19 protein-coding genes and 1 pseudogene are annotated in these 26,554 nt (G+C 50.7%); 5 read left to right on the forward strand and 15 right to left on the reverse strand.

Annotated elements, in window-relative coordinates:
• Nucleotides 1-38: 38 nt before the first annotated feature.
• Nucleotides 39-4,588 (forward strand): annotated as a pseudogene (locus DB48_RS09270) (ATP-binding protein).
• Between the two features lie 252 nt (nt 4,589-4,840).
• Here the strand turns inward: DB48_RS09270 and DB48_RS09275 are convergent.
• The gene (locus tag DB48_RS09275; protein ID WP_041510005.1) at nt 4,841-6,034 is read right to left on the reverse strand and encodes a cation:proton antiporter; all 1,194 of its coding nucleotides are present in this window, start codon (nt 6,032-6,034) and stop codon (nt 4,841-4,843) included.
• Between the two features lie 122 nt (nt 6,035-6,156).
• On the opposite strand from DB48_RS09275, the gene DB48_RS09280 reads away from it, so the two are divergent.
• Entirely contained in the window at nt 6,157-7,029 is an 873-nt protein-coding gene (locus DB48_RS09280; RefSeq protein ID WP_041510006.1) for a universal stress protein, read from the forward strand.
• Here the strand turns inward: DB48_RS09280 and DB48_RS09285 are convergent.
• Together DB48_RS09285 and DB48_RS09290 are read right to left on the reverse strand one after the other, a co-directional pair.
• Nucleotides 6,995-9,607, reverse strand: coding sequence for a cation-translocating P-type ATPase (locus tag DB48_RS09285; protein WP_041510007.1), 2,613 nt, complete (start codon nt 9,605-9,607; stop codon nt 6,995-6,997). The two genes, DB48_RS09280 and DB48_RS09285, sit on opposite strands and share 35 nt — an antisense overlap.
• Before the next feature lie 149 nt (nt 9,608-9,756).
• A complete protein-coding gene (locus DB48_RS09290; protein ID WP_041510008.1) occupies nt 9,757-10,017 on the reverse strand; it encodes a DUF5062 family protein in 261 nt (86 codons plus the stop codon).
• A gap of 136 nt (nt 10,018-10,153) precedes the next feature.
• On the opposite strand from DB48_RS09290, the gene DB48_RS09295 reads away from it, so the two are divergent.
• Nucleotides 10,154-10,564 (forward strand): VOC family protein, encoded by a 411-nt coding sequence (locus DB48_RS09295; protein WP_041510009.1) that lies wholly within the window; start codon nt 10,154-10,156, stop codon nt 10,562-10,564.
• Nucleotides 10,565-11,480: 916 nt separating this feature from the next.
• Here the strand turns inward: DB48_RS09295 and DB48_RS09300 are convergent.
• From DB48_RS09300 to DB48_RS20420, 4 genes are all read right to left on the reverse strand, one after another.
• Nucleotides 11,481-12,206, reverse strand: coding sequence for an SIMPL domain-containing protein (locus DB48_RS09300; RefSeq protein ID WP_041510010.1), 726 nt, complete (start codon nt 12,204-12,206; stop codon nt 11,481-11,483).
• Nucleotides 12,207-13,182: 976 nt separating this feature from the next.
• Entirely contained in the window at nt 13,183-13,680 is a 498-nt protein-coding gene (locus DB48_RS09305) for an AAA family ATPase (RefSeq protein WP_082035616.1), read from the reverse strand.
• A 97-nt stretch (nt 13,681-13,777) separates the two neighbouring features.
• Nucleotides 13,778-14,374 (reverse strand): glutathione S-transferase family protein, encoded by a 597-nt coding sequence (locus DB48_RS09310; RefSeq protein ID WP_041510011.1) that lies wholly within the window; start codon nt 14,372-14,374, stop codon nt 13,778-13,780.
• Between the two features lie 116 nt (nt 14,375-14,490).
• Nucleotides 14,491-14,790, reverse strand: coding sequence for a hypothetical protein (locus DB48_RS20420; RefSeq protein ID WP_235375373.1), 300 nt, complete (start codon nt 14,788-14,790; stop codon nt 14,491-14,493).
• A gap of 639 nt (nt 14,791-15,429) precedes the next feature.
• Here DB48_RS20420 and DB48_RS09320 point away from each other — a divergent pair.
• On the forward strand, nt 15,430-17,151 hold the full coding sequence (locus DB48_RS09320) for an ArnT family glycosyltransferase (RefSeq protein WP_041510012.1): 1,722 nt from the start codon (nt 15,430-15,432) through the stop codon (nt 17,149-17,151).
• 32 nt (nt 17,152-17,183) lie between these two features.
• Nucleotides 17,184-18,194 (forward strand): glycosyltransferase family 2 protein, encoded by a 1,011-nt coding sequence (locus DB48_RS09325; RefSeq protein WP_041510013.1) that lies wholly within the window; start codon nt 17,184-17,186, stop codon nt 18,192-18,194.
• Between the two features lie 8 nt (nt 18,195-18,202).
• Here the strand turns inward: DB48_RS09325 and DB48_RS09330 are convergent, their stop codons facing one another.
• From DB48_RS09330 to DB48_RS09365, 8 genes are all read right to left on the reverse strand, one after another.
• On the reverse strand, nt 18,203-19,342 hold the full coding sequence (locus DB48_RS09330; RefSeq protein ID WP_052813730.1) for a glycosyltransferase: 1,140 nt from the start codon (nt 19,340-19,342) through the stop codon (nt 18,203-18,205).
• On the reverse strand, nt 19,332-20,132 hold the full coding sequence (locus DB48_RS19690; protein WP_052813731.1) for a class I SAM-dependent methyltransferase: 801 nt from the start codon (nt 20,130-20,132) through the stop codon (nt 19,332-19,334). The genes DB48_RS09330 and DB48_RS19690 overlap by 11 nt, the downstream gene beginning before the upstream one ends.
• Complete coding sequence (locus DB48_RS09340) at nt 20,129-21,085, reverse strand: lysylphosphatidylglycerol synthase transmembrane domain-containing protein (protein ID WP_160290147.1); 957 nt, start codon at nt 21,083-21,085, stop codon at nt 20,129-20,131. Before DB48_RS09340 ends, DB48_RS19690 begins: the two co-directional genes overlap by 4 nt.
• A gap of 510 nt (nt 21,086-21,595) precedes the next feature.
• Nucleotides 21,596-22,018, reverse strand: coding sequence for a nitrate reductase cytochrome c-type subunit (locus DB48_RS09345; protein WP_041510015.1), 423 nt, complete (start codon nt 22,016-22,018; stop codon nt 21,596-21,598).
• Entirely contained in the window at nt 22,015-22,905 is an 891-nt protein-coding gene (napH, locus tag DB48_RS09350; protein ID WP_052813732.1) for a quinol dehydrogenase ferredoxin subunit NapH, read from the reverse strand. Before napH ends, DB48_RS09345 begins: the two co-directional genes overlap by 4 nt.
• Nucleotides 22,902-23,633, reverse strand: a complete 732-nt coding sequence (napG, locus tag DB48_RS09355) for a ferredoxin-type protein NapG (protein ID WP_041510016.1) — start codon at nt 23,631-23,633, stop codon at nt 22,902-22,904. Before napG ends, napH begins: the two co-directional genes overlap by 4 nt.
• Nucleotides 23,634-23,692: 59 nt before the next feature.
• Nucleotides 23,693-26,176, reverse strand: coding sequence for a nitrate reductase catalytic subunit NapA (gene napA / locus DB48_RS09360; RefSeq protein WP_041510017.1), 2,484 nt, complete (start codon nt 26,174-26,176; stop codon nt 23,693-23,695).
• The gene (locus DB48_RS09365) at nt 26,173-26,442 is read right to left on the reverse strand and encodes a chaperone NapD (RefSeq protein WP_041510018.1); all 270 of its coding nucleotides are present in this window, start codon (nt 26,440-26,442) and stop codon (nt 26,173-26,175) included. Before DB48_RS09365 ends, napA begins: the two co-directional genes overlap by 4 nt.
• Between the last annotated feature and the right edge of the window lie 112 nt (nt 26,443-26,554).

Genomic DNA, 26,554 nt, shown 5'->3' on the forward strand with positions numbered 1-26,554 from the left:
GGCTAAAAATTTTAGAGGCTAAAGCAGAGGATCTATTGATGACCAGCAACAATCAGCCCACAAACACGACTCAGGTTCAAACAGCCGATCCGCTTTTTCTTCAAGCTGAACATTTGGCACAGGATTTTTCTCTGTTTCCTAAGCATAGCAAGCAGAGCCTTTCACAGCAGATCAATGGTCTGCTCAGCGACGATGAAATACAAGCTAACTTAAAAGAGTTAGAACAGTTGGATGTTGACGGCTATGTGGCCAAAGTCATTCAACCTACCTTAGATAAGAGCCGCCCAGGCGCCAAGCGCGTGATTGCGGATCTGAAAGGCAAGTTAATTGTCGAAAAACATATGGGGCCTTTTTATAGTGCCGAGATCGAACTGAATTTTGGATCTCGTACTCGCCGCATCGGTTTTATCGCCCAGGAACGTACCACGAGCAATGGTGCCTGGATGCCAGAGCATCACCTGGCGGCCTGCACGGCCATTCGTCATTTTGCCGAACTTTCAATGCCTATCGTTTACCTCATCGACACACCGGGTGCCGATGCGGGTGAGATTGCCAACAGCCAGAACCAGGCGCACACCATCTCTAAGGCGATTGCTGAGAGTGCCAACGTCGACGTGCCTACCGTAGGTATCGTTATCGGTGCCGGTTACTCTGGCGGTGCCATCCCACTGGCCGCGGCTAACATTCTGTTGTCCCTGCGCGACGGTATCTTCAACACCATTCAGCCACAGGGTCTGCAGAGCATCGCCCGCAAGTACAACCTCTCTTGGCAGGAGTGTGCTAAGTCGGTAGGCGTGTCGCCAGAGGAGCTTTACACCTCAGGTTGTATAGACGGCATTATCGACTTCTCACCGTCTGATAAGGATGAGCGTCAGCACAACCTACGCCGCGCCATCATCAGCAGCATCGAGGCGGTTGAGCAGGCGGCGGTTCAGTTTGTTCGCGAATCTAAGGATCTGCGCGAGCACTATGATCGCAGCCTTAACCGTTTCCTTGAGCCTTCTAAGAACCTGGAAGCGCTTGAGCATCACGCCGAGCTGTCGGTGGCCAACAACCCCACCATGCACCTCAACCTGTTTGGTAGCTCATACCGTTACCTGCGTTACCTGACGCTGCGTAGCCGTATCCATTCGATCTCTCAGGAGCAGTACGGTCGCCTGTCTAAGGTGAGTGTGCCCGAGGGTGACCTGCTGGCGCGTATTCAGCAGGAGCAGGACAAGGTATTCCAGTCTTGGCTCTCAAGCCCAGATAAGCTGGTGTACGATGAAGAGCTGAACAAGCTGTGGGGCAACTTCACCGCCAAGCGTGACGAAGTCTCTACCGAGCGTAACATGCTGACTCGCCTCATCTTGGGTGAGCCGAGCAGAACTATAAGAAGGCCCGTAAGGCGCTGTTGTTTAACATCGGTTGGTCGCTGTACCACAGATGGAAGAGCAACGCCGAGAACAACTTCAAGGGGCTGATCCACTACCTTGAGAGCCTTCCGGACGAGGTGACTCAGGCAGACTGGCCTGAGCTGAACCAGCTGACAGTACTGGATGTGATCGTGCACGAAGAGCTGCGCGAAGACTTCATCTGGCAATGCCATAACATCCTGATCTTCAACGCGCTGTACGACAACGTCGTGGGCAACCTTGCCTCTATCGCGAAAGAAGCCATGATGTCTAAGAGCCTGTCGCGCGCCTCGGTTGACGGCCTGCTGCATGACTCTATCGATCGTGCTATCTCTAAGCAGGATACCGCGAACGACAAGAACAAGTTCTATAAGTGGCTGAAGTACTTCATGTCTCAGTCTAACCGCGCCGATCTGCTGACCAAGACTGAGCAGTGGAAGAGTGTTGGTTTCCCTCAGCTTAACGACTCTCTGTTCGTTATCCTGACCTATTTCTTCGAGCGCCTGCTGCCAGAATACTTCGCCAGCGAAGAGGAGAGCAGCGAGTACACGGGTGCCATCAACCCAGTGCGTATCGGTCGTCGTAAAGACTTCTGGAACCGTTTGACCATGGGTTATCAGGATCTGCTGATCCAGAAGGTACTGCGTGACGAGAAGCGCGCCGGTAAGATGAGCTGGGATAGTGTGATTGCCAAGTTCTTCACCGAGTTTGAAGAGCTAAACGGCGACAAGATGTCGGCTAACCTGCTGAACTTCCCTGGCTTCCGTCTCTCTATCGAAGACGCGCTAGACAAGGGGATCCGTCCTTGCGGCCTGATCACAGGTACCGCGGACTTCGAGCACAATGGACAAACCATGCGCGTCGGTGTCGCCGTGTCTAACACCGCCTTCCAGGCCGGTGCCTTCGATATGGCCTCTGCCGAGAAGTTCTCAGCGCTGCTGATCGAGTGTGCTAAGCGTAAGCTGCCGGTGATCTGCTTCATCAGCTCTGGTGGTATGCAGACTAAAGAAGGTGCTGCGGCGCTCTTCTCTATGGCGGTAGTGAACGACCGTATTACCCGTTTCATTCGTGACAACGAATTGCCGGTATTGATGTTTGGTTTCGGTGACTGTACCGGTGGTGCACAGGCGAGCTTCGTGACGCACCCGTTAGTACAGACCTACTACTTCTCTGGCACCAACATGCCGTTCGCCGGTCAGATGGTAGTACCTGCATACCTGCCTTCTACTTCGACCCTGTCGAACTATCTGTCTAAGGTACCTGGCGCCATGAACGCCCTGGTCACCAACCCATTTAGCGACACTATCGACGATCAGCTCAGCAGCATAGATCCACTCATGCCTAAGCCAACGGCCAAGGTAGTGGATGTGATTGGCAACGCCCTGTCGACCCTGGTGCCTGAGATGTTGATCACCGAGGAAGAGCTGGTACAGGACGATCCGCGTCAGCTGATGAAGCCGATCGACAAGGTACTGGTACACGCCCGTGGCTGTACCGCGGTGAAACTGATCCGCAAGGCTCACGACAACGGCATCAAGGTTGTACTGGTGGCGTCAGATCCTGACATGACCTCGGTACCAGCCGACATGCTAAACGAAAACGACAAGCTGGTCTGTATCGGTGGTAACACCTCAGACGAGAGTTACCTCAATGCCTACTCGGTATTGAAGGTTGCCGAGTACGAGCAGGTCGACGCGCTGCACCCAGGTATCGGTTTCCTATCGGAAAGCCCGCAGTTTGCGGCCCTGTGTGTGAACAACGGCGTCAACTTTGTCGGTCCAAGTGTGCACTCAATGACGACTATGGGTAACAAGTCGAACGCGATCAAGACCTCGCAGTCGCAAAACGTGCCTGTAGTACCAGGTAGCCACGGTATTCTGACCAACGCCGAGCAGGCTGTGAACGTGGCTAACGAAATTGGCTACCCAGTGCTGCTTAAAGCGGTACAAGGTGGTGGCGGTAAGGGTATTCAGGTCGTTCAACGTCCAGAAGATATGATCTCTCTGTTCCAGAAGACCTCTACCGAAGCCGCTGCGGCCTTCGGTAACGGCGACCTCTACCTAGAGAAGTATGTGACCTCACTGCGTCATATCGAAGTTCAGTTGCTGCGTGACAAGTTTGGCAATACCAAGGTACTGGGTCTGCGTGACTGTTCGGTACAGCGTAACAACCAGAAGGTGATCGAAGAGTCTGGTTCAACCATGCTGCCTGAAGAGCTCAAGCAGAAGGTGATGGAATACACCCGTGCCTTAGGTGACGCGACTGACTACATGGGTGCAGGTACCGTAGAGTTCATCTACAACCTGGATGCCAACGAAGTCTACTTCATGGAGATGAACACACGTCTGCAGGTTGAGCACCCAGTGACCGAGGCCACCTCTGGTATCGATATCGTGAGCGCCGGCTTCGACATCGCCGCGGGTCGCTCTATCGAAGATCTCGAGCCACAAGAGATTGGCTACGCCATCGAGGTGCGTGTGACCGCCGAGAAGGCCGCGCTGGATAGCAACGGTGTGCTGCAGCTACTGCCGCATCCAGGTCTGATCACCGAGTGTGTGATCCCAGAGCGTGATGACATCGAGATCATCTCTATCGCCGGTGAAGGCAAAGAGGTTTCACCATACTACGACAGCCTGATTGCCCAGATCATCTGTCGTGGTGAGAGCCGTGAAGATGTGATCAACAAGCTGCATGACTACCTGGCTAACCAGGTAGTGATCAAGGGTATCGCGACCAACATCCCATTGCTGACTCGCATCCTGAAAGATGGCACCTTCAACGAAGGCGTGTACGACACCAACTATCTGCCGCGCTTCATGGCCGAGCTGGATATTCCGGCGTTGATTGCCGAGATGGAAGCCGCCGCCGAGACAGTAGGTGTTGATACCGAGTCGCTGCGTGTGGGTGAGAGTAACGAGCTTAAGGTACTGGCTCAAGGTGCAGGTATCTTCTACACCTCTCCGGCACCGGGTGAAGCCGACTTCGTTAAGGAAGGTGACATAGTGACTGTGGATCAGACACTGGCACTGACCGAAGCGATGAAAATGTTCTCTCAGGTGACACTGGCTGGCTTCAACCGCCAGGGCGCCGTACTCTATCCAGAGGATAAGCAGTACCGCATCGAGCGTATCCTGAACAGCAATGGTCAGCAGGTTTCACAGGGCGAGCTGCTCTTCGTAGTCTCTCCTGTCTAACTTAAGACCCTAAATGCTAGATACCCGCCAGATGGCGGGTATTTTTTTGCCCGTGAGTTAGCGTCGGGTTTTATACCAATCGTAATAAATAATTGATCATTCTAGCTTGTTAAAACGCTCGATAACTGTATTAGTATTTTTAATTGTAGAATAACTACTTATCTAAAAATCCTGCTTTGTTCTCAAGCGTTTTTCCTGCGCTATTTCTGATCACATGTTTACTGTGATTGGTATTAGACCCGTGTTAGCCCCCTATCTAACCTCTTTCGCCAGTGCTAACTTGAGCAGCAAAGGCCCCGCCAGCGTGGTGATGGCGATGATCAGCACCAGCTCGGTGAACAGCTTAGGCGAGATGATCTCCATCTGCAGCCCCATCTCGGCAAACACCAGTCCCACCTCGCCCCTTGGCACCATGGCGCTGCCGACGATCGTTTTCGATCTCAGCGAACCTGGCACTCTCAGCCCGGCCATCATTTTGGTGATTATCGCCAGCCCGGACAGCATCAACAGAGTAAACAGGCCTGTCCAGCCCAGGTCTATTTGGCTCAGATCTAAGCTTATCCCCACATAGACGAAGAAGATGGGGGCGAAGATGTCTACCAGAGGCTTGGATTCCACCTCCATCTCGTGGGTGAAGGCGAAGGGGTTTTGCAGGTAACGATTGAGGGGCGAGATAAATTGGCGACTCAAGGCCAGGCCGACGGCGAAGCCGCCGAGCAGGGCGGGGGCGTGCAGGGCGTGGGCCAGCCAGGCAAACAGACAGATGAGGATCATGGTGACGATCGCCTCATAGCCTGTCTCTTCCTCTCTGGGTTTGACGGCGCGAAACAGATACAAGAGCAGTCGCGCCATGGGCGGTGCCAGCAGCAGGAAGCCGACGATCTTGAGGATCAATAGGCCGCTCGAGATCAGCCCCACCTCGCCCGAGCTGGCAAAGTTAAACAGCAGACTAAGTAGGATCACCCCGGCAATATCGTCGATCACCGCGGCGCCCAGTATGATGTGACCCTCCTGGCTCTGTGACTGATTGGCCTGCGCCATTACCCGTATCGATATGCCTATGCTGGTGGCGGTAAGGGCGCAGCCCAGATAGAGGGAGGTAAAGCCGGGCAGCTCCAGATAGAGGAGGCACACCAGGCCGATGACCACTGCGGGCAGGGCGATGCCAAGCAGGGCCACGCCGACCGCGCTGTTACCCGCCTGAAACAGACGCTTGATAGAGGTTTCGCAGCCGATAGAAAACAGCAGCAAGATCACGCCGAGTTCGGCCATCACGGCCAAGGTCTCGTTGGGGGCTATCCAGCCCAGCAGGCTGGGGCCGATGAGGATCCCGGCCAGGATCTCACCGACCACGGCGGGGAGTTGCAGCCGCTTAAAGGCCTCTCCGAGCAAGCGACCAAAGAGCAGAATCAAACACAGGGACAAGACGAAGTTATCTATGGCCATGGTAGGCGAGACTCCCCGGCAGTGGTGATAATGTGATCTTGATCATTTTGATGACCGAGATCAAGGCGTAACTCACGGAGTGTGACTAAGCTCAAGTGGATACTTGCCGACAGGAGATGACCATGGACAAGGTGTTTATTATTTCCCAGAAAGCCGAGCAGCAGGCCGATGCCATCGAGACGGGGATCGCCTTGGCCAAGAAGCTGGAGAAGGAGGCGGAGGTGTTTGCCTACAGCTACGAATCCTTCGCGGGTAAGGAGCATTACAACCCCAGGCTCGCGGCGGCGGCCAAGGTGGCGCTGATGCGCCAGCGTAGCGAGGAGATCGCCGCCAAGCTGAAACAGCTTAAGGCCGATGACGTTGCCGTACATAGCGTCTGGAGCAAAGATCTGTTCGAACACGCCTGTCATCACTCTATTCGTCATGGGTTCGACCTCATGGTTAAGGCGGTGCATCACAAGACCCATTATCTGCCGATGGACTGGCAACTTATCCGCCATGTGCGTATTCCCCTGATGATGTTATGCGACAACCCCTTGCAGCGTGCCCGTACCGTGCTGATGGCGGTCGACCTGGGAAGCGACAACGCCATCAAGCAGAAACTCAATCAGTGCGTCATACAACATGGCCAGCAGCTGGCAGAGGCCATGAATTGCCAGTTGCATCTGGCCTACATCATACGCGTGCCTAAGATCTTGCGAGACATGGATCTTCTCGACACCCGCACCCTGGTGAAGGACGCCTATCACAGGTATCAGCCCCAGCTGGATGAGATAGGTCTGCATCAGGAGCATGTCCACTTCCTGGCGGGCGATCCCGATCTCTGCCTGTATGAGCTTTCCTGTCGCCTCAAGGCGGCCTATCTGGTGATGGGCGCCCGCCAGCGCAAGGGGCTGATGGGCATGGTCATAGGCAATACCGCCGAGGCCATGTTGAGTCGCATTCGCAGCAATGTGCTCATCATTCCAGCTGACGATCAGCTGTTGCCTGCCTAACCTTGGGCCTGTGCTGCTGACGCCAGAGACGCTTGTGATATTCATCGATAAACAGCAGCGTCGATGCCGCGCTCAGCAGTATCAGCCACTGTCCCAGCCCTATCGGGCTGATCCCCAGCGCCTGGCTCAAGCCGGGCGTATAACTGGCGCCTATATGTATTCCCTGAGCCAAGACGATACCAAACAGCAGCAGCGGGTTGCTCAGCATCGGCATACGCAGCAGTGAGTTGCGCTCGGAGCGGCTGTTGAGGGCATGCACATTCTCAAACAGCACCATCAGCATCAGGGTGAGGTTACGGGCGTCATTCTCACTATTGCCCATGGCCAGCACCAGGGAGAAGAGGCCGAAGGCCATTATGCCCATCCATAGGGCGCTGACGATAAGCCGCTCCAGCATGAGACGATCGAAGATGGGCTCGCTGGGCTTGCGCGGCGGCTGGTCTATCTCATGGCCTTCTCCCGGCTCGAAGGCTAGCGCCACGTCCTGCACCCCGTTGGTGACCAGGTTGAGCCAGAGGATCTGCAGCGGAAACAGTGGGATAGGCTGGGCAAACAGCACGCTTAAGATAAACAGCAAGAGCTCGGCGGCGCCTGTGCTGATCAGCAGGTAGATCACCTTGCGGATGTTGTTGTAGACGATGCGCCCCTCGATGATCCCCTTGACGATGGAGCTGAACCTGTCGTCGGTGAGTACCAAATCGGCGCTCTCGCGTGCCACGTCAGTGCCTTTACGCCCCATGGCGATGCCCACATGGGCATGTTTCAGCGCCGGGGCATCGTTGACACCGTCGCCCGTCATGGCGACAAACTCACCCTGGCGGATAAGGGACTCGGTGATCTCCATCTTCTGCCTGGGTTGTACCCGGGCAAACACCCTGTGGCTGGCGATGAGCCTGTCGAAGTCGGTCACGCTCTGCTGCTGGGCGTTTGTTAGCTGCTCGCCGGTGATCACCGCGTCGCTATCCTTGGCCAGCTTGAGCTGACGTGCCAGCGCCAGGGCGGTCACCGGGTGATCGCCGGTGATCATGGCCACCTTGATCTGCGCCTGCTGACACAGGGCCACCGCCTCGATGGCATCTTCCCGCAGGGGATCGCTCATGGCCACTAAACCCAGAAAGTCCAGGCCGAGAAAATCCGGCTCTAGAAGTGAGTCGTTGACCTCGCCGCTGGCAAGCGCCAGTACCCGGTAGCCATGCCTCGCCAGCCAGTGGGTCTCATCCAGTACCGCCTGAGTCTGTTGCTCATCGAGTTGGCACATGGTCAGCAGTTTCTCCACCGCGCCCTTCACCGAGATTACTGAGCGCCCCTCTATCAGGTTGATGCTGGCGCTGAACTGGTTCTCCGATTCGTAGGCAAATAGTCGCTCCTGGGGCGGCTGCTTGGTCTTATCCATCTCGAGATTGAGCTTATAGCCCAGGGTCAGGAAGGCGAGATCTACCCCGTCACCGTCGGCATGAATCTGATCCCCATGGCCCTGCTCGGCCTCGAAGATAAGGTGGGCCTCGTTGGCCAGCACGCCGGTGAGTGCCAGGCGGTGCAACTGGGGATCGCGCCCGGCCGACACTGGCACCCCGTGGCCATGTTTATGCACCAGCCCGGTCGGCGACAGCCCTGTGCCTGACACATGGTAGCGCTCGCCGCTCAGCAGGCTGATCTGGCTGATGGTCATCTCGTTGACCGTCAGGGTGCCCGTCTTGTCCGAGGCGATATAGGTGCAGGAGCCTAAGGACTCCACCGCCACCAACTTACGGACGATCACATTGGCCTGAGACATGCGCTTCATGCCGATGGCTAGGGCGACCGTGATGGCCGCCGGCAGCCCCTCGGGAATGGCGGAGACCGCCAGCGCGACACCCAGCAGGAACACCTGGGAGAGATCGGCGCCCCGCAGCAGGGTGAGGCCGAAGATGAGGGCGATGATCACTAGGGTGGCGATGGCGATGATTAGGGTGAAGCGCTCGATGCGCTGCATCAAGGGGGGCTTGGCGCTGCCGCCCTGACGCACCAGTGCGGCTATCTGGCCTATCTGAGTGCGGGCGCCGGTGGCGACCACTTCCCCCTCGGCTCGTCCATGGGTGACCAGGGTGCCGGCGAAGGCGAGATCTGTCTTGTTCACCGCCAGCGACTCGCCGGTGAGCGCCGACTCATCCACCTTAAACTGGTTATGCTTTTCGATTTTGATATCGGCGCCAATGCGATCGCCGTTGGTAAGCAGAATATAGTCGCCGGGCACCAGGCTCATGCTGTCGACCAGCTTGGGGTGGCCGTCGCGGATCACCTTGGTTTGGGAGGGCACCATCTTACTCAGGGCGTCGGCCGCCTGCTGGGCCGAGTATTCCTGCACTGTGCCTATGATGGCGTTGAGCAGCAGCACGGCGAAGATAAAGATGGCATTGAGAAACTGACCCAACAGCAGACAGGCGATGAAGGCCGCGAGCAGCACGTAGATGAAGGCGCTCTTAAATTGCAGGATAAACAGGCGGACGAAGCTGAGTCTTGCCGGCTTGGGCAGGCAATTAGGCCCATGTTGTTCGAGCCGCTCGGCCGCCACTTGACTCGAGAGTCCTGGCCCGGCCACGGAAACTCCTTGTGCATTTAGGCTGAGGTGATGCTAGATCTATAGCTCATCTCAGCCCTCGCTGCCGGGAATCGGCCTAAGGTTTGATAGAGATCAACGGCTTGAGGGCGAGCAAAGGTCTAGATAGCTCACCATGCTCAGGCTTGGGGTTATTCTTTGAGGGGGTGATCCTCGGGGAGCTGGCGATGGATCCAGAGGATCAACTTGTGTTTCATGTTGGGGCCATCTTCCTTATCCGTGGCCAGGGGCTGGATGAGCTTGTCCTGCACCAACAGGCGGTAGATGCATTCCACCTTGTCCTTGGGGGAGATGCCTTGACCAAAATCGCTAAAGCCGCGTTTCTTGGCGTAGCCTACGCCTATCTCCAGCGCCAGTTTTAACAGCTGTGCGTCGTGCTTACCCTGTTTCATCACGTATCTCCTTAGGCCTGATAGAGACAAGCTACGCCAATTTTACGCTTTCGCCTACCGGCAATTGTCACAAGTGGGTGATTATCTTCATTTATCGGCGACTATACTGATGAGGGATAGGGAAAATGAGGTGACTATGTTAAGCATTCGAGGAATCGACCATCTGGTGTTTCGCACCACAGACCTGGGCGCCATGCTGGCCTTCTATCAGGGGATACTGGGCTGCCAACTGGATCGCGAGTTGCCAGAGGAGGGGCTCACACAGCTCAGGGCGGGCAAGGCGCTGATCGATATCGTCACCTGCGACAGCCCCCTGGGGCGACTCGGTGGTGGGCCGCCGCAGCAAGATGGCCGCAACGTCGACCACATCTGCCTGCTCATCGAGGCCATGGAGGAACAAACGTTGCTGGATTACCTAGCCCATCACGGTATCGCCACCCAAGGCTTTGCCAGACGCTATGGCGCCCAAGGATTTGGGCGATCCCTCTATATCCATGACCCTGAGGGAAATGTGGTGGAGTTGAAGTTGGCTAATGAGGAGCCTTAGCGGCTTCTCTACGGAACTGTTCCTTACCTTTGGTTTGGTGTCCATCACCGCGTTGTAGCGTTAACCCTTGCTTCATTTTGATGTTTTTGCATCTACCTGATTTAGGTGCTTGGATGGGCGCTTTAAACTATAGCTTTATGGTTTATCAATCGCCTGTCCGGCGGGGAGTGTGCATGCACTCTTTTGGCACGCTGTGGATATGTCCCTATACGCTCCACGGCGGCTTCCATGCCGCCGAGGGCCAAAAGCGCGCATACACTGAGTTATCCATTTCTTCGATTTAGCCGTGTTTGGGTACGCTAAGTATTTGAGGTGGGGTTGGTTGGCCAAGGCCTTTTGGAATTGAATTTTGCCTGCTGAAGACCAATGCTTCGTTGTTTTGAATTGCTTGGCAGCAGGTGCAGTGCATGGATGCACCAATGTCGCGATTGCAGGGACGCAAAAGAGCGACCTTTATGTGCTTACACATTTGTGACAGATTGAATGAAGTGTTGGTTCATTTTGATGTTTTTGCATCTACCTGACTTAGGTGCTTGGATGGGAGCTTTAAACCATAGCCTCATGGTTAATCAATTGCTTGGCAGCAGGCCTTATGTGCAAACATTCTTTTGGCACGCAGCAAGTCCATCCATGGATGCTCTGCGAAATCATTCATGATTTCGAAGGCCAAAAGCATGTTTACACCTAGTTATCCATCTCTTCGATTGAGCTGCATTTGGCAGTTATCATCTTCTAAAAGCTAAGTCCTTACAAAAATGAGTTAGAACTTTAGAGTTATATATGTGAGCTTTAGATTAATGTTTTATGTGTTAACGCGGCAATAACCGAGCAGAGCATTGCGTGGTAAAGTGAGCGAAGCGAACCACGCAATGCGAAGTCCGGTTGATTGCTTTGTTACAACTTGTTGACACAAGTTTCATTTCAACTCATATATAGCAGTTATTCTTTGGCCTACCTTGATAAATTCTGGAACTGCCATGACCAGCTCCATACCGTAATTATCTGCTGCCATAGCTAAAGCATACGCCTGGGGGTTATATTCCAGTGAAAACGTTGCATATGCTTGACCAAAATTCTCTTCGGTAGTAATTCCGTAAACACTCTTCACCTTTCTGGATTGAGCCTTAGCAAGTACGTCTGCTTTTTTCCTTGTCTTTAGACTTAGATCAACAATCATCTTTTCCTTGTATTCATTTTCACGAGTAGTTTCAAAGAAGGCGTCTATATTTTGAACACCATCTAGTCTGACTAGCTGATTCATTAAGTTTGGATATTTTGTGAGGTCAGCAATACGCAAATTGAATCCTTGTTGAACTTCATAACCCAAAATATCTAAGTTGTATGCCCCATCTTTTCTAGCACGCTTAGTACTTTTATCGACTTGGGTTGACTCCAAGTTTGACATAGGAATGCCATTATTTTTTAGGATTTCTAGCATTTGAGCAGAGAGCTTGGTTAATTGCTCCATTGCATTATCGGAAGATTTATCATATGCCAAGAGATTAAATCGAACTTTAGCCAAATCTGGCTTTACCTCTTGCTCCATTTTCTCTGTAACAATCACGAAAGGAAATTCAGGTACTGGATTGGCAAAAACTGACATAGAGATAATCAGAGATAGTGCCGCTATAACATATTTCATGCTCGATGCCTTTTTGAGTTGTAACGCTTATTAGCGAGAATACCGCTTATGTAAATCACTACCACCTAATATAAATCGCGGCAAAATTTTTTAAATATCTGAAATTTATATCAATAACAGCATTACATAACAAGGGGAAAGTGAACAGTCCCAAAACAAAACGAGACCCGATTTAACGAGACCTCCACCACTCCCTATTAAATGGCTGATGCTCAGTTTTTTACTAAATTTAATCAATTGGTTACGAATTCTCAAAAAACAAAGCGAGAATTGCAAGATTACATAGTAGGAAGCGAAAGGGTCGCTTTTTTGCAATATTCCTTTATACCCGTATAGATTCGCAGTCTAGCGACTAGAGGTTGGCAATCTGCCGAATACTCAACTAACCATCATCAAAAGTGACCAAATCGAAGAAACGTTTAGATACGGGTGTAAGCACGCTTTTGGCTCTTGGCGGCATGGCCAAAAATGTTCCCTACATTTTTTAGCATTCCCTACATCCATGTAGGTCAGTACCGCCGTGCTAGAAGTATGCTTGGTTTATTCTATCGATAACTAATGAAGCCAAATCGAAGAGACGTTGGATACCGGGTGTAGATGCATCTGCGGACGTCGATGGCAGGGCCAAAAATGTTCCCTACATTTATTGGCATTTCCTACGTCCATGTAGGTCAGATGCCATCGTCGAGCCTACAAGGAAGTATTCACGGCGTGTAGCAGATGTATCTGCACAAAAGCGAGCCGCAGGCTATTAATTACGGCGAAGGTAAGATCTTCAAATTCACTTAACCTACCACAGCTATGCTGAGCGTTTACAATCAATGCTTCGGGCATTATCTACCGAGAACTTTGGCATCCCTTGCCGGGCAGGCGCTAGATAGCCATGAAGGTACGATCCTCAAATACTTTTAATAAATTAAAATGCAGCCAATTTCGTCTCAAGCAAATTAAAGGGGGACAACCCTTTACTCCAAACTTAGTCATCCCCTGTGACCAGTAATATATCCAGCCCCTCATCGTCAGTTGGTGGCTCAAAATATTGCGTGACGTGATGGAACATGGCCTCTGTATCGAATTGCGCCCGTTCGGGCTGCTCCTGGCGACGCTTATTGATATGCGTCAGGCACTGCTGGTCGCTCAGGTCGAGGTAGACTAGTTCATGGTCACAGCCAAGTTCATTGCATAGCGAGGCAAACCATTGCCGCTGCCTTATCGTGTTGGCGGGAAAATCCATCACCACGTTAGTGCCAAGGTTTATCAGCTGCGCCACATGTCGCCTGATGAAGGGTTTGATTCGGTTTGAGTAGTTAATATAGTCATCGAATGACTGAATCTGCTGGGGAAAATGTGCCGCCAGCCATTCATCTTCCGATAGTAAAATTGCACGGTGCTCATCGGCTACAAGTTTAGCCTTTGTCGACTTGCCTGCGCCCATCTTGCCGCAGAAAAAAAAGAGTTTTCTCTGTAGTGTCATCTAGCGTCCTTTCGTTTTTCCATTACCAGATTCTTAGAGATATTCAAGCTAGCGCCGATATTCAAGCCATCGCCACAGCACTGGTCATCACAGTAGTTTAGGCCATGGCCACATACTGGGGCTGAGAGGCGATACGCGCAAGCCAGGCTTGAATTGCCGGGTAGTGGGTAAGGTCGAAACCGCCTTCGTGGGCTACATGGGTGTAGCCATATAGCGCAATATCAGCCGTGGTTAGCTGCTCGCCGGTTAAGTAGGGGGTCTTGAGTAGCTGTGCTTCCATTACTGCCAGCGCCTTATGGCCGCCTTGTTGTTTCGCCTCGTAGTCGGCGCGGCGGTTGTCGGGCAGCCCGAGATACTTAGCGATAAAGCGCGCCACGGCGATAAAGGGTTCGTGGCTGTACTGCTCGAAGAACTGCCACTGTTGCACCTTGGCAAGCGCAAAGCTGTCCTGTGGAAGCAGTTCGCTATCTGCGGCTAAGAAGTTTAGGATGGCGTTGGACTCGGAGAGGCTGCGGCCATCTTCGAGTTCCAGTAGGGGGATCTTGCCGTTGGGGTTCTTGGCCAGAAACTCACTATTGCCGGTATCGCCCGCGAGAATATCCACATGAATCCACTCATGTTTAATCCCTAACTGGGCACATAGCAACTTGACTTTGTAGCAGTTGCCAGACTGCAGATCACCGTAGATTTTCACACATACTCCTTATGTTGTTCGTGGTTAGCTGAGCGATAGTTTTTAGCCATGTCACACTTTATCGAACGTCATCAAGCCTATCATTTAAGCGGTTGGTAATGAGGTTCGCGGCCTGTTTAATGCTCAGGCTCATCATCAGGCTCATCACCTGGCTCGTCATCGTGCTGGTTGCCGGACTCTTGGTCGCGTTTCACCTCTTCCTGTTTGATACGTTGCAACTTTTTGATCTCGCTGGGCGGGATAGGAAACAGTGAAATCAGAGGAAACAGCGCCAAGGCGAGATAGGCGCCGGCGGGCATCCCCTTGGCCCAACGGATTAACCTTGCCAGCCCTAAAATCAGCAGGATAAATAGAGTACCCAGCATAAAATAGCTCAGCAGCGACTCCCAACCACCTAATTGCCCAACAAAATCCATTTGCTTACCCTATCAATTCATCGTCATAAGTTAAATGGGTGTTAGATAGGAAAAATCAAGCGGACTTAATGCCCTGGCAAACTCCAAGAGCACCCAAAATATGAGTGCTAATCACTGGACTGGTATTCATATTCAGAATGGCATTACCAATGGCACACTCGATTAGAGTGCGAGTCAGGTATGAGTTAGGCTAAGAGTTGGGTGAGTAGAATCAGATGTCAATCTACCAAAAACACAGCTAAAGATCGCATCGACGACGTCGTCGACAAAGTTGCTGAAACTACATGACGCAGGAAGTCAGGTAGAGTAAGTCTTAGAGTGAGAATAGAGGGTCACTCTGGTGTGAGCAACTCAGTAATCTAGGATTTTAGATTGGGGTTAATGGGGAATATGTACTCGATCTAGAACGCCGTCCAGACCTTCTATGTGGTGTAAGTCTTGTACTGTGTCCCGTACTCATCTAATTACTCGGCTGTGCGAGTGGTGTTCTTTGGCTTTGAGCAAGTTGAGTAACAATTCTGCATAATTGATTGGTAACAACTATACTGGCTACTAGCATTTTCGAAAAATTATTTAAGAAAATTATAGCATTATATAAAGGCTATGGATGGTAAGTAGATCAACAAGAATTGTGCACCTATGGAAACAACCGATCGGATAGGCAAGTCCAACCATTCAAAGAGCGATATATTTCCTCATTCAGCTTTAACATTAGGGGCGGTGCTTTTTTTTGCCATTGCCGCTCGTTTTTATGTGGCATTTCGCTACGAAATAAACTGGGATGAATTTTATTTCCTTTCTTTCGTTCACCAATTTATCAATGGTGAAACTATCAGCGGTATTCAGACCTTTCATATTCACTTCTTCACTTGGATACGCTATGTGTCTAACAATGAAGTCGATCAAATCATTGCGGCCAGATTGGTTATGATCGCCTTTCAAATGGGTACAGGGCTGTGTATATACAGGCTCTGTCGCCTCCAATGCAGTGTTTCGGGGGCTTTGTTTGCGGTACTTTCTTACTTTGCGTTTTCATTCAACGTGCGTATGGGGGCAAGTTTTAGAACTGACTCTATTGCGACTTTTTTGATAATGCTTTCTTTGTATTATGTTTTTAGTAATCAGCTTTCTTGGCGTAGCTCAGTTGCCGCGGGCGTTTTCACTTCAGTAGCGTTGTTAATCACACTAAAAGCCTCTTTATACATTCCAACCTTCTTGGCGATGGTGCTTGTTTCTTTTTATTGGGCAGAGGACCGAATGGGTTACGCCAAGCAAATCTTGATTTATGGATGCTCAATATTGGTCTCGTTTGCGATACTTTACAGTTGGCATAGCTTCACCATCAGTGGAGTAAGTGGTGGCACAAACGCCGGTGCAATGTTGGATGCAGCCGATAAAACGTTGAGCCAAAGACAGCTCTTTCCACGTTGGCATTACTTCCAGTATTCATTAACGACGGATTTTGGCTATTGGTTTACGTTGGCATTGGGTATCGGCTTTGTTGTGTTCTCTTACTTCAAACAAACGCAATTTAGTCGTGAAATGTCGTTAAAGTTGTTTGGTATAAGTCTGCCGCTTGTAACCTTGTTGTTTTACCGGAATGCCTTTCCTTACTACTACACCTTTATGTTGGCCTCTGTCAGTGTGTTATCCGCCGTTGCGTGGGATGGGGCTCGAGGTTATTTGAATCATAGGTTGTGCCGTTTCATCTTCTTCATTTTAGCAAGTCTCTTCACGGTTTCTATTGTGGTAAATGGTCTTGTTTTACCGACGAAAAGGTCACTCAACTATCAACGCCAATTTATCGATGAGGTTCACAAGGTTTTCCCTGAGCCAGTAGCTTACATAGATTGCTGCTCAATGGTTTCTAGATACTCGAAGCAAGGCTTTTTTATGAGTACATGGGGCTATGAAGATTACTACACCAGAGGTGTTCCTGTGATTCAGTCTGCAATAGAAAAAAATACCCCGGTATTCGTCATCGCCAATAGCCATTATCTCAATGCATTAAAGGGAGTGAATTCTAATGACGGGTTATTGGATCAAGATACCAAAGCACTTAAATCTAACTACATCCACCATTGGGCAGAGCTGTATGTTGCTGGAAAAGTGCTAAAGTTTGCTAAAGGGGATAAAGAGCAAGAGATTCAAATTAGCATTGAAGGTGAGTACACATTAGAGGGAAGTTTCGATGTCGGGATAGACGGACATACTTGGAAAAGTGGCCAGGTTCGGTTTCTATCAAAAGGCTCATATCTAATGAGCGCTACAGATGTTGGAGAGGTAGTTATACGCTGGGGCAACCATTTGTATCGACCAGAAGCATTGATGCAATCACAAGCGTTGTTTACCGGATTTTGAACTTGGTTGAAGTATAAGAAGGGGATGAATTGATGAAGTTAATAGTCCAGATACCTTGCTACAACGAAGCGGATAATATCGCGGCGGTCATACAGGCCATTCCAAGAGACATTGAAGGCATAGATAAGGTGGAAATCCTAATCATAGATGACGGCTCGACGGATGGAACGGCAGAATTGGCTCGAACTTTAGGCGTAGAGCATATTCTTATTAATTGTAGCAATAAAGGACTGGCTTACTCTTTTCGTCAAGGGTTGGAAGAGTGTGTACGTCAACACGCGGACATTATCGTGAATACAGATGGTGATAACCAATACAAGGGGGAAGACATTGCTCTTTTAGTAAAGCCAATTTTAGAGCAGCGGGCCGAGATTGTGGTAGGAGATCGTGGTGGTTACAGCAATAAACACTTCTCTTTTTTTAAACGCTGTTTACAAGTGTTTGGCAGTTTTGTGATTGCCAGAGCGACTGCGCTTCCAGTGAGTGACGCCGTGAGTGGTTTTCGTGCTATCAGCCGCAGTGCTGCGCAACAAATCAATATTGTGTCTGACTTCAGTTACACTATTGAGATGCTGATTCAAGCTAGTGCGAAGCGTTTAAACGTGCTTTCTGTGCCGATTAGAACCAATGAAAAAACGCGCGAGTCACGCCTATTTAGGAGTATCCCGCAGTTTTTAAAAATGTCGGTTTCGACCCTAGCTCGGATCTACACTATGTATCGTCCTTTACAGGTGTTCTTGTTTATTGGGCTTGTTGCCATGGCTTGTGGTGTGCTTCCGATTGTGCGTTTCTTATACTTCTTTCTTCATGGGGCTGGCGATGGTCACGTGCAGTCTTTAGTGCTCGGCTCTACCTTGTTGATTTTAGGCTTTATTACTATTTTAATGGGGTTGGTCGCTGACTTGATTGGTTTCAATCGAAAGTTGACGGAGAAGGTACTGCATAGAATTGAAGTGCTGGAAGAAAAGTTAGATCAGAAAGAAGATCTCATAGCTGCCCATGAATTGGAGCAGCGAAGAAAGAACGCTAGAAAAAGTGCATAAGGGTTAGGTCATGGGGCAGTAAACAGCTTCTCTAAGTGCGACGCAATAGCCTCTGCGTTTACAATAGGCATAGCACGTGTTGCTTCAAGCATTTCATCTGGACATTCCTCGATACTCTCCGCCAAATTGTAAATACCATCTAGTAGTTCTTCATGGCTTCCTTCTCTTACTAAACGTACAGCGATATTCTTTTCTAGACATAAAGGTTCTAGGCCAGCTGTTCTAGCACTTACAAATGGCTTGCCTGCTGCCATGATTTGATAAATCTTATTTGGAATCACACTCTTAGCTTTATTTGATGTGCCAAATATACCGAGACAAATATCGCAACTCTGTAGTAAGTTGTTAAGTTCTTTGTAATCAACCCATTCTAACCGACGAATGGAGGAGATATTTTCTTGGGCTATTCGATTATCAATCTGTTTAGATAATTGCCCTTTTCCTACGATTAACCAATCTATACGCTTATCATTGTTTAAATCGAGTTTTGCAGCATTGACTATGGTATCCAGGCCGTGTAGCGGTATGAATTGTCCATAGAAAAGCACTTTTATGTTATTTAAGTCAACCTTAGGGAGTTCTGAATTACGATGAAAGTTATCAGCTTCGACCCCAACAGGAACCCAACTGATTTTTTTGTGTGTGAGCTTGTATATCGATTCGAAATACTCTGCATGAGCAGGCGTATCAAGGAAGCAAGATGTGGCAAGTTTACTCGCCAATAGCTCTATTCTGTAGAGTAGCTTGGCTAATGGGTGGTGTTTAGAGATAATTTTTCTATCATTAACGACTGTATCGTAGAGAGACAAAAAAACATCCCAGTGAATTTTGGCGTTTCGTAATTTGGACCAGGGCCAAAGTACAATGACATCCAGAAGACCCAAATAAGGGACAACGATGTGCTTGTGTTTTGGGGTTCGCCAATATTTTACAATTAATATGGGGTATGCTAGTAACAGCTGCCATAAAACTTTCAGCTTCTTATTCCAGCTAGTAATCTGACTTTTATCCTCAACTCCCCGCCATACATGACTATGAACTTGTACGGTTTGATAGCCAAGCGCTTGCGCTGCTTGTACTAGCAATCGAACGCGAGGTTTTCCTATATCATAGGTCCCCCAAAATATGATTCTCTTTTCAGTTTGCATTTTTCTTTGCTACAACTATGAAACCATCACCTAATTCGGTGTTTCTGAACAAATACTGAGTTTTAAATGCGATGCGCATAAGTGATCTACCCAGCAGGTTTGTCTGAAAACGATATAATTTACCTTCTGCAGTGCGCTCAACTCCACTTCGAGCTGTTGCTGCTCTTTTGTCTTTTTGTTGCTGTTTTAAGCTAGATCTTTTAATTAATGTTTTTAGCACAAATGAGCTAATATTGGCCAGTGGAAACCCATATGTTTCAAAGTGAATGATGCTTAATCCAGACATTTCTATTAGGGATATAAGTACGTCTTTATCATATCTCCGATAATGGCCAGCCCATTCGTCTGAAGGGCCGAATTTCCTAGAGTGAGATGGCACTGTAATTATTGCGAGTCCACCAACTTTTAAGTAAGAGACCCAGCTTTTTAGAGCCGCTTTATCATCTTCAATATGCTCTAAAACTTCGCACGATAAAATATAATCGAAATGGGCATTCCAGCTTTCAGATGGCCTCTCAGTTAATTGTACATTTCCCATTCCTTCAGTCATCAATTGGAAAATTTTTCGAGCCTCAGTTGCCGTTTCGTAACCTATACAACTGAATTCTTCTAAAGCTAAGTCCCTCATTAACGAACCAGCTCCAGGACCAATTTCAAGCAACTTTCCTTTAGGATAAGAGGTTAACAAATTGAGTACTCTTTGGCGGCGCATTGCAAAGCGCGGGGCTGGGACCCAACTATCACTTATATAGCCACCATAATCTTTGTCATTCTGAACAGATTTAGTCATATTTTTGTCCGTATTAAACTCTGTTTCTTTAAGATTCGATGAATGTAAAACGGAGTCAGTAATCCTGACACTGAAAATATTAACGTGCGATTTATTAGAGCGACCAATAGGGCATCGCTGACATTAATTGATATGTTTTTACTCAGAAAGACAGTACTTGCTTCCACTACCCCCAAAGCGCCAGGGGTTATGCTAGCGTGATACATAACATCTTGATTTCCTCCTAAGTAAAGTGCGGCGCCTAGTGCTTGCGGATTGTCTAAAGCGTAAAAAATAAGTGCGATGGAAGCAGTCGACAGTGCAGTATTAATAAAGGAAAGTAGACTTATTCTAATAATGATTTTTCTATTTGTACGCAGTTTTCTCCAGCTGTCGAGTACGTTTTTTAGTTTTTTTATTTTTTCATTCTGAATGTTATTTATTGTTGGTGACCAACATATAAGAACGCCAAATATCAGTACTGCACTACTAAAAATGATCAACCCAAGTCGATCTATCTCATTTGTTTGTAAAAACAACCAAGCTAGCCCTGAAAGGCCTAATAAGGATGCGACAAATAGAGTGAGCAATGACTGCCATGCAAATATTGCGGAGAAGTCCGTTAGCGACAAGTTATGTTGCTGTTTTAGATATAACCCCCTTACCGCTGCACCTCCTTTCATAGGCAGAATGATATTTAAGCTTCGTGATACGACAGTGATTCCAAAGTAATCATGGAATGTTAATTCAATGCCGTAAGGTTTTACCATTAATAAAGTAAAAAGACCTGATATCCATATTGATATTAGTTGTATGAATATTAATAGCAATACGAGCGTAAGAGATAGTGAGAAAAGCTTAACGAAATCGTGAGGATGAGTAGCGATATAATGAAAAGCCCAAGCAAAGAACAGTATAGGGATTCCGTAGGCTACCCCTATTTGTAAATGCTTATTAGAGTAGTTGATATTCATTTCGCCTCTGGCTACTGACATTGTAAAAGTTCTACTGTACAAGGTGTTACACTGCTTCTTACTAGTCTAGAACAGAGTGAGAGATTTAGAGTGATTTCGTGTGATGGGGGAATGGATAAAATGATACGCCCTAATAAGACAGTGTCGGTATAAACCTCCCCTAAACTAGCGACATACCATATTAGAGTTCTTCGACTTAGGCTGAGTAGAGAAGGAGAGGGCTGAGTAGAGAAGGAGAGCTCGCGATGAAGGAATCGCGTTACTCCCAAACACAGAACGTCAATACCTTAAGGCAGTGGAAGCGGGCCGTAAGGTCAATCAAGTGTGCCACGAATGCTGTATTTCAGATGCGACCCTCCATTTATCGGGTAAACGCCATAAAGATCAGATATCTAAAACCCTCAACACCAAGCGCCCTATTGCCGCCAGGCAATAAAAAACCACCCATTATCGGGTGGTTTTATGTTTCAGCGTCTAACGTTCAAGTGTGCAAGACCCGAACTTCAAGCCTTATTGATTCGAGAAGTTATTCTCAACCAACTTCTGCTTGTTTTCCGCCTGTGGCACGTGGCACTGAGTACAGTTGAAATACTCATAGTTGAGCTTGTTGTCCGCCAGAATGTGCGATGAGTGGATCTGGGTCGCCTTCATGCGCTTGGCTTTTTCCGGGCTGTGGCAGGTCATGCAGCCATTTTTCTTGATGCTGATATTGTAGTCCGCCTTGTGGGGGATCAGCGGTGGCTGGTGGACGAAGCCGCGTTCAATCGCCTGACCTTTCCTAGGATAGGTCGGCATCTCGTCGGCGGCGCGTACCGCGGTGATCTCGCCTTTTCCGAGTGAACTGATGTTCACGGGTTCGGCCGCAGGTTTAGTTTGCTGACCAGAACAGGCTCCTAGCGCCATCAGCGCGACTAAAGTGAGTACTTTTTTCATTGGTTGTTCTCCGCCTTTAGGGCAATTCGATTTTGATACTGGAAAACGCGTTGGGCACAAACATCGATACATCGGCCACACTGGGTGCAATCGCTGTCGACTATCATGGGGTTGTCGCCCTTGAGGGCGGGTTTCAACACCTGCCGCTCGGGGCAGACTTCGAAACAATCCATGCAGTTGTCGCATGCACTGGCATTGACCGCAGATACCTTGACCGGGCTCGCCTTGCCAAGCAGGGCAAACAGGGCGCCTGTGGGGCACAGATGGCCACACCAGGCTCGCTCGCTGATGAAGAGATCCAGCAAGAAGATCATCGCCAGTATCCACAGGCCGCTACCGGCGCCAAACAGCAGGGCGCGATAGAGGATTGGCACTGGGTTGACCCACTCCCACACAGTGATCCCTGTGACCAGGGGCAACAGCAGCACCAGGGCCAGCAGGTAGTAGCGCAGGTTCCTAGGCATCTCGGCGGTGCGTGGCAGACGCAGTTTGCGGCGCAGCCAGCTGGCACTGTCTGTGACCAGGTTGACCGGGCAGACCCAGCTGCAGAACACGCGTCCACCCGCAAGCAGGTAGAAGAGGGCTACTATCGCCGCCCCCAGTAGCAGGCTGAGTTCGGGCAGGTGTCCCGTCATCAGTACCTGCAAGCTTGCAAGAGGATCCGACAGCGGGATAGTGCCCAGCAGCTCGCTGCTGGAGAGATTGCCTTTGAGCACCCAGAGCCCCATCCAGGGGCCGATGGCAAAGGTGAGCAGCACACACAACTGACTGGCACGACGTAGGAACAGGAACTTGTGAGCGCGCCACCAGCCCAGTTCATCTATCGCCGCCTGAGCGAAACGCGTCTGAGCCGCGCCAGGCGTCTTCATCTTCGTATTGCTCGTCATAGTGTGAGCCCCTTGTTTAACATCTCAAGCGTGGTCTCTTCGGTATTGATATAGGTATCGTGTGTTGCCGTCTTACCGAGCGCGATATGGGCCGGCAGCACCTTGATCGCCGCCTCTTCCAACACGCAGGCATGTTCGCATTTACCACAGCCGGTACAGGTGTCGCTGTTGACTGTGGGCAGAAACATGGCGTGATGGTCGCTGCGTTGATTGTGCTGGCGTTCGAGCGTGATGGCGTCGTCGATCAAGGGGCAGACGCGGTAACAGACGTCACAGCGCAGCCCTTTGAAGTTGAGGCAGTTTTTCTCGTCGATCAGTACGGCAATCCCCATCTTGGCCTCGTCGATATTGGTCAAGGCGTGGTCCAGCGAGCCGGAGGGGCAGGCCTTCACACAGGGGATATCTTCGCACATCTCACAGGGCACGGTGCGCGCCGTGAAGTAAGGCGTGCCCGTTGGCGCACCCTCAAACCAGCGTGCCAGTTTCAGGGTGTCGTAGGGGCAGGCCTGGACACAGAGTCCACAGCGCACACAGGCCGACAAGAAATCTTGCTCATCTAACGCGCCAGGCGGTCGAATCGCCATAGGGTCAAGGTGTGAGGATTGCTTGGCAACCCCGGTAACCCCCAGACCAAGCAGGCCCACGGCGCAACCCGCCTTAGCCGTAGTGGCTAAGAACTGGCGGCGGTTGACCCCCTTGGCTTTGCTATTGCGATTGACCTGGCTCATATCTAACTCTTCATATCTGATGTTTGACTCAAGCGATTAAAGGGTTCAGTTGAACCGCTTTAGGCTTTCATCACTTTTACCGGACACTTCTTGAAATCTGTCTCTTTCGAGAGCGGATCTGTGGCGTCCAGTAACAACTTGTTGACCAGTTGGCGCGCGTCGAAGAATGGCATAAATACCACGCCTCGTGGCGGTTTGTTCCGGCCTTTGGTTTCAACACGTGTCTTGACTTCACCGCGAGGCGAGGCCACGACTACTTCATCACCACGCTTAAGACCACGGGCCTTGGCGTCTTCCGGATGCATGAAGATCTGTGCATCTGGGTAGGCGCGATACAGCTCGGGTACGCGGGCGGTCATCGATCCTGTATGCCAGTGTTCGAGCACGCGGCCCGTCGACATCCAGAGATCGTATTCTGCATTTGGCTCCTCGGCGGCAGGCTCGTAAGGCAGGGCGAAGATCACCGCCTTACCGTCTGGCTTACCGTAGAAGTTGAAGCCTTCACCGGCCTTGACGTAAGGGTCGCTGCCTTCGACGAAGCGGCGCAGTGTCTCCTTGCCATTGACCACAGGCCAGCGTAGACCGCGGGTCTCATGGTAGGTGTCGAAGTCGGCTAAGTCGTGGGCATGGCCGCGACCGAACTGGGCGTACTCTTCGAAGATACCCTTCTGCAGGTAGAAGCCGAAGGCTTCCGACTCATCGTTGAGATCACCCTTGCAGTCAGAGGTTGGGAACTTGTTGATCACCCCGTTGGCAAACAGCACCTCATAGAGTGTCTTGTCGGCGTATTCAGGCTTCTTGGCCACCAGCTCGGCCGGCCAGACTTCTGATACCTTGAAGCGCTTAGAGAACTCGACCAGCTGCCACAGATCTGACTTGGCGCCCTCGGGAGCCTTTACCTGCTGATGCCACATGTGGGTGCGGCGCTCGGCGTTGCCATAGGCACCTTCCTTCTCGACCCACATGGCGGTAGGCAGAATCAGGTCGGCCGCCATGGCGGTAACCGTTGGGTATGGATCCGAGACCACGATGAAGTTGTCTGGGTTGCGGAAACCTGGGTAGATCTCGTCGTTGATGTTAGGACCGGCCTGCATGTTGTTGGTACACATGGTCCAGTAACAGTTGAGCTTGCCATCTTTGAGCATGCGGCTCTGCAGCACGGCGTGAAAGCCAGGCTTAGGCGGAATCGTGCCTTCCGGCAGCTGCCACAGCTTCTCGGCCACGGCTCTGTGCTTAGGATTCTTCACAACCATGTCTGCTGGTAGACGGTGGGCGAAGGTACCCACTTCACGGGCGGTACCACAGGCAGATGGCTGACCCGTCAGCGAGAATGGGCTGTTACCTGGGGTGGCTATTTTGCCGGTCAGCAGGTGGATGTTGTAGAGCATGTTGTTGGCCCATACACCGCGCACGTGCTGGTTGATCCCCATGGTCCACAGGCTCATGATCTTCACCTTAGGATCGGCGTAGGCCTTGGCTAGGGTCTCGAGTTTTTCAGGCTCGACACCACTCATCTTGGCGGCATATTCCAGGGTGTAGGTGCTGACGAACTTGGCGTATTCGTCGAAGCTGATGGCGGTTGACTTGCCGTTGCCAGGGTTCTTGGCCTTCTGCTCCAGCGGATGGTCGGGACGCAGACCATAGCCGATATCTGTGGTGCCCAGGGCAAACTTAGTATGCTTGCTGACGAACTCCTTGTTTACCGCACCATTCTGGATGATGTAGTTGGCGATGAAGTTGAGGATCGCTAAGTCAGACTGAGGGCGGAACACCATAGGGTTGTCGGCCAGGTCGAAAGAGCGGTTTTCGAAGGTCGACAGCACGTGCACGCGGCTGTTTGGCTTGCTTAGGCGGCTGTCTGACAGGCGTGCCCACAGGATAGGGTGCATCTCTGCCATGTTGGCGCCCCAGAGCACAAACTGGTCGGCGGCTTCTAGGTCGTCGTAGCAACCCATAGGCTCGTCGATACCGAAGGTACGCATGAAGCCACCCACGGCCGATGCCATACAGTGACGGGCGTTTGGATCTATGTTGTTGGTGAGGAAACCTGCCTTGTGCAGCTTAGACGCGGCGTAGCCTTCCCATACCGTCCACTGACCCGAGCCGAACATGCCGACGGCGGTTGGGCCCTTGGTTTTCAGTGTGTGTTTCCACTTCTCGGCCATGGTGTCGAAGGCCATGTCCCAGCTGACCGGGGTAAACTCACCCTCTTTGTCGTACTGGCCGTTCTTCATGCGCAGCAATGGCGTGGTAAGACGATCCTTACCGTACATGATCTTCGACAGGAAATAGCCCTTAATACAGTTAAGGCCCTTGTTGACCGGACTTTCTGGATCGCCTTTGGTGGCAACGACTTTGCCGTTATTGGTGCCGACCAATACGCTACAGCCCACGCCGCAGAAACGGCAGGGGGCCTTATCCCACTTGATGTTGTCATTCTGCTCAGCGGCTTCAACTACTTTCACTGGCAGAGTGACGCCAACCGTGGTCGCAGCGGCAACTGCGGCGTTGGCTTTTAGAAACTCGCGACGGCTAATGCTCATGGTGTTTCCTCACTCTTTTCTTCTAATGGTTCAACTTGGTGATAGACAAGACTGCTTGATAACACCCCGCTAAGGGCGTTGATGGCTTCGACGTTATCGAGGATCGCACCCTGGGTGGCCCCCTCTAGGGTAATGATGAACTTACCCTCGTCGGTAATGGCGTGAATATCGGCGCCAACAAGCGCGTCGATATCCGCTGTAATTTGTTCGACCTTACCGGGAGCGGCGTGTACCACCAGGCTGGTCACATGGTATTCCTGTGTCATGGGTTAACCCTTATTTGGCGACCTGCTCCCCGGGATATTGGCGATATTTAGGAGAGTGGTCGCATTAGGATAGGATTCAGTCTAATCCTTGCTTTTGATAGGGGTATACCTC

The organism is Shewanella sp. cp20 (genome assembly GCF_000832025.1).
In the GTDB taxonomy this organism is placed as follows: domain Bacteria; phylum Pseudomonadota; class Gammaproteobacteria; order Enterobacterales; family Shewanellaceae; genus Shewanella.

Coding starts and splice junctions, on each gene's coding strand:
- napG (WP_041510016.1), bottom strand. CDS start 23,633: ATGAGCCAGGTCAATCGCAATAGCAAAGCCAAGGGGGTCAACCGCCGC.
- DB48_RS09295 (WP_041510009.1), top strand. CDS start 10,154: ATGTTAAGCATTCGAGGAATCGACCATCTGGTGTTTCGCACCACAGAC.
- napH (WP_052813732.1), bottom strand. CDS start 22,905: ATGACGAGCAATACGAAGATGAAGACGCCTGGCGCGGCTCAGACGCGT.
- DB48_RS09325 (WP_041510013.1), top strand. CDS start 17,184: ATGAAGTTAATAGTCCAGATACCTTGCTACAACGAAGCGGATAATATC.
- DB48_RS09320 (WP_041510012.1), top strand. CDS start 15,430: ATGGAAACAACCGATCGGATAGGCAAGTCCAACCATTCAAAGAGCGAT.
- DB48_RS09365 (WP_041510018.1), bottom strand. CDS start 26,442: ATGACACAGGAATACCATGTGACCAGCCTGGTGGTACACGCCGCTCCC.
- napA (WP_041510017.1), bottom strand. CDS start 26,176: ATGAGCATTAGCCGTCGCGAGTTTCTAAAAGCCAACGCCGCAGTTGCC.
- DB48_RS09330 (WP_052813730.1), bottom strand. CDS start 19,342: ATGCAAACTGAAAAGAGAATCATATTTTGGGGGACCTATGATATAGGA.
- DB48_RS19690 (WP_052813731.1), bottom strand. CDS start 20,132: ATGACTAAATCTGTTCAGAATGACAAAGATTATGGTGGCTATATAAGT.
- DB48_RS09345 (WP_041510015.1), bottom strand. CDS start 22,018: ATGAAAAAAGTACTCACTTTAGTCGCGCTGATGGCGCTAGGAGCCTGT.
- DB48_RS09305 (WP_082035616.1), bottom strand. CDS start 13,680: ATGACACTACAGAGAAAACTCTTTTTTTTCTGCGGCAAGATGGGCGCA.
- DB48_RS20420 (WP_235375373.1), bottom strand. CDS start 14,790: ATGGATTTTGTTGGGCAATTAGGTGGTTGGGAGTCGCTGCTGAGCTAT.
- DB48_RS09290 (WP_041510008.1), bottom strand. CDS start 10,017: ATGAAACAGGGTAAGCACGACGCACAGCTGTTAAAACTGGCGCTGGAG.
- DB48_RS09340 (WP_160290147.1), bottom strand. CDS start 21,085: ATGAATATCAACTACTCTAATAAGCATTTACAAATAGGGGTAGCCTAC.
- DB48_RS09280 (WP_041510006.1), top strand. CDS start 6,157: ATGGACAAGGTGTTTATTATTTCCCAGAAAGCCGAGCAGCAGGCCGAT.
- DB48_RS09275 (WP_041510005.1), bottom strand. CDS start 6,034: ATGGCCATAGATAACTTCGTCTTGTCCCTGTGTTTGATTCTGCTCTTT.
- DB48_RS09300 (WP_041510010.1), bottom strand. CDS start 12,206: ATGAAATATGTTATAGCGGCACTATCTCTGATTATCTCTATGTCAGTT.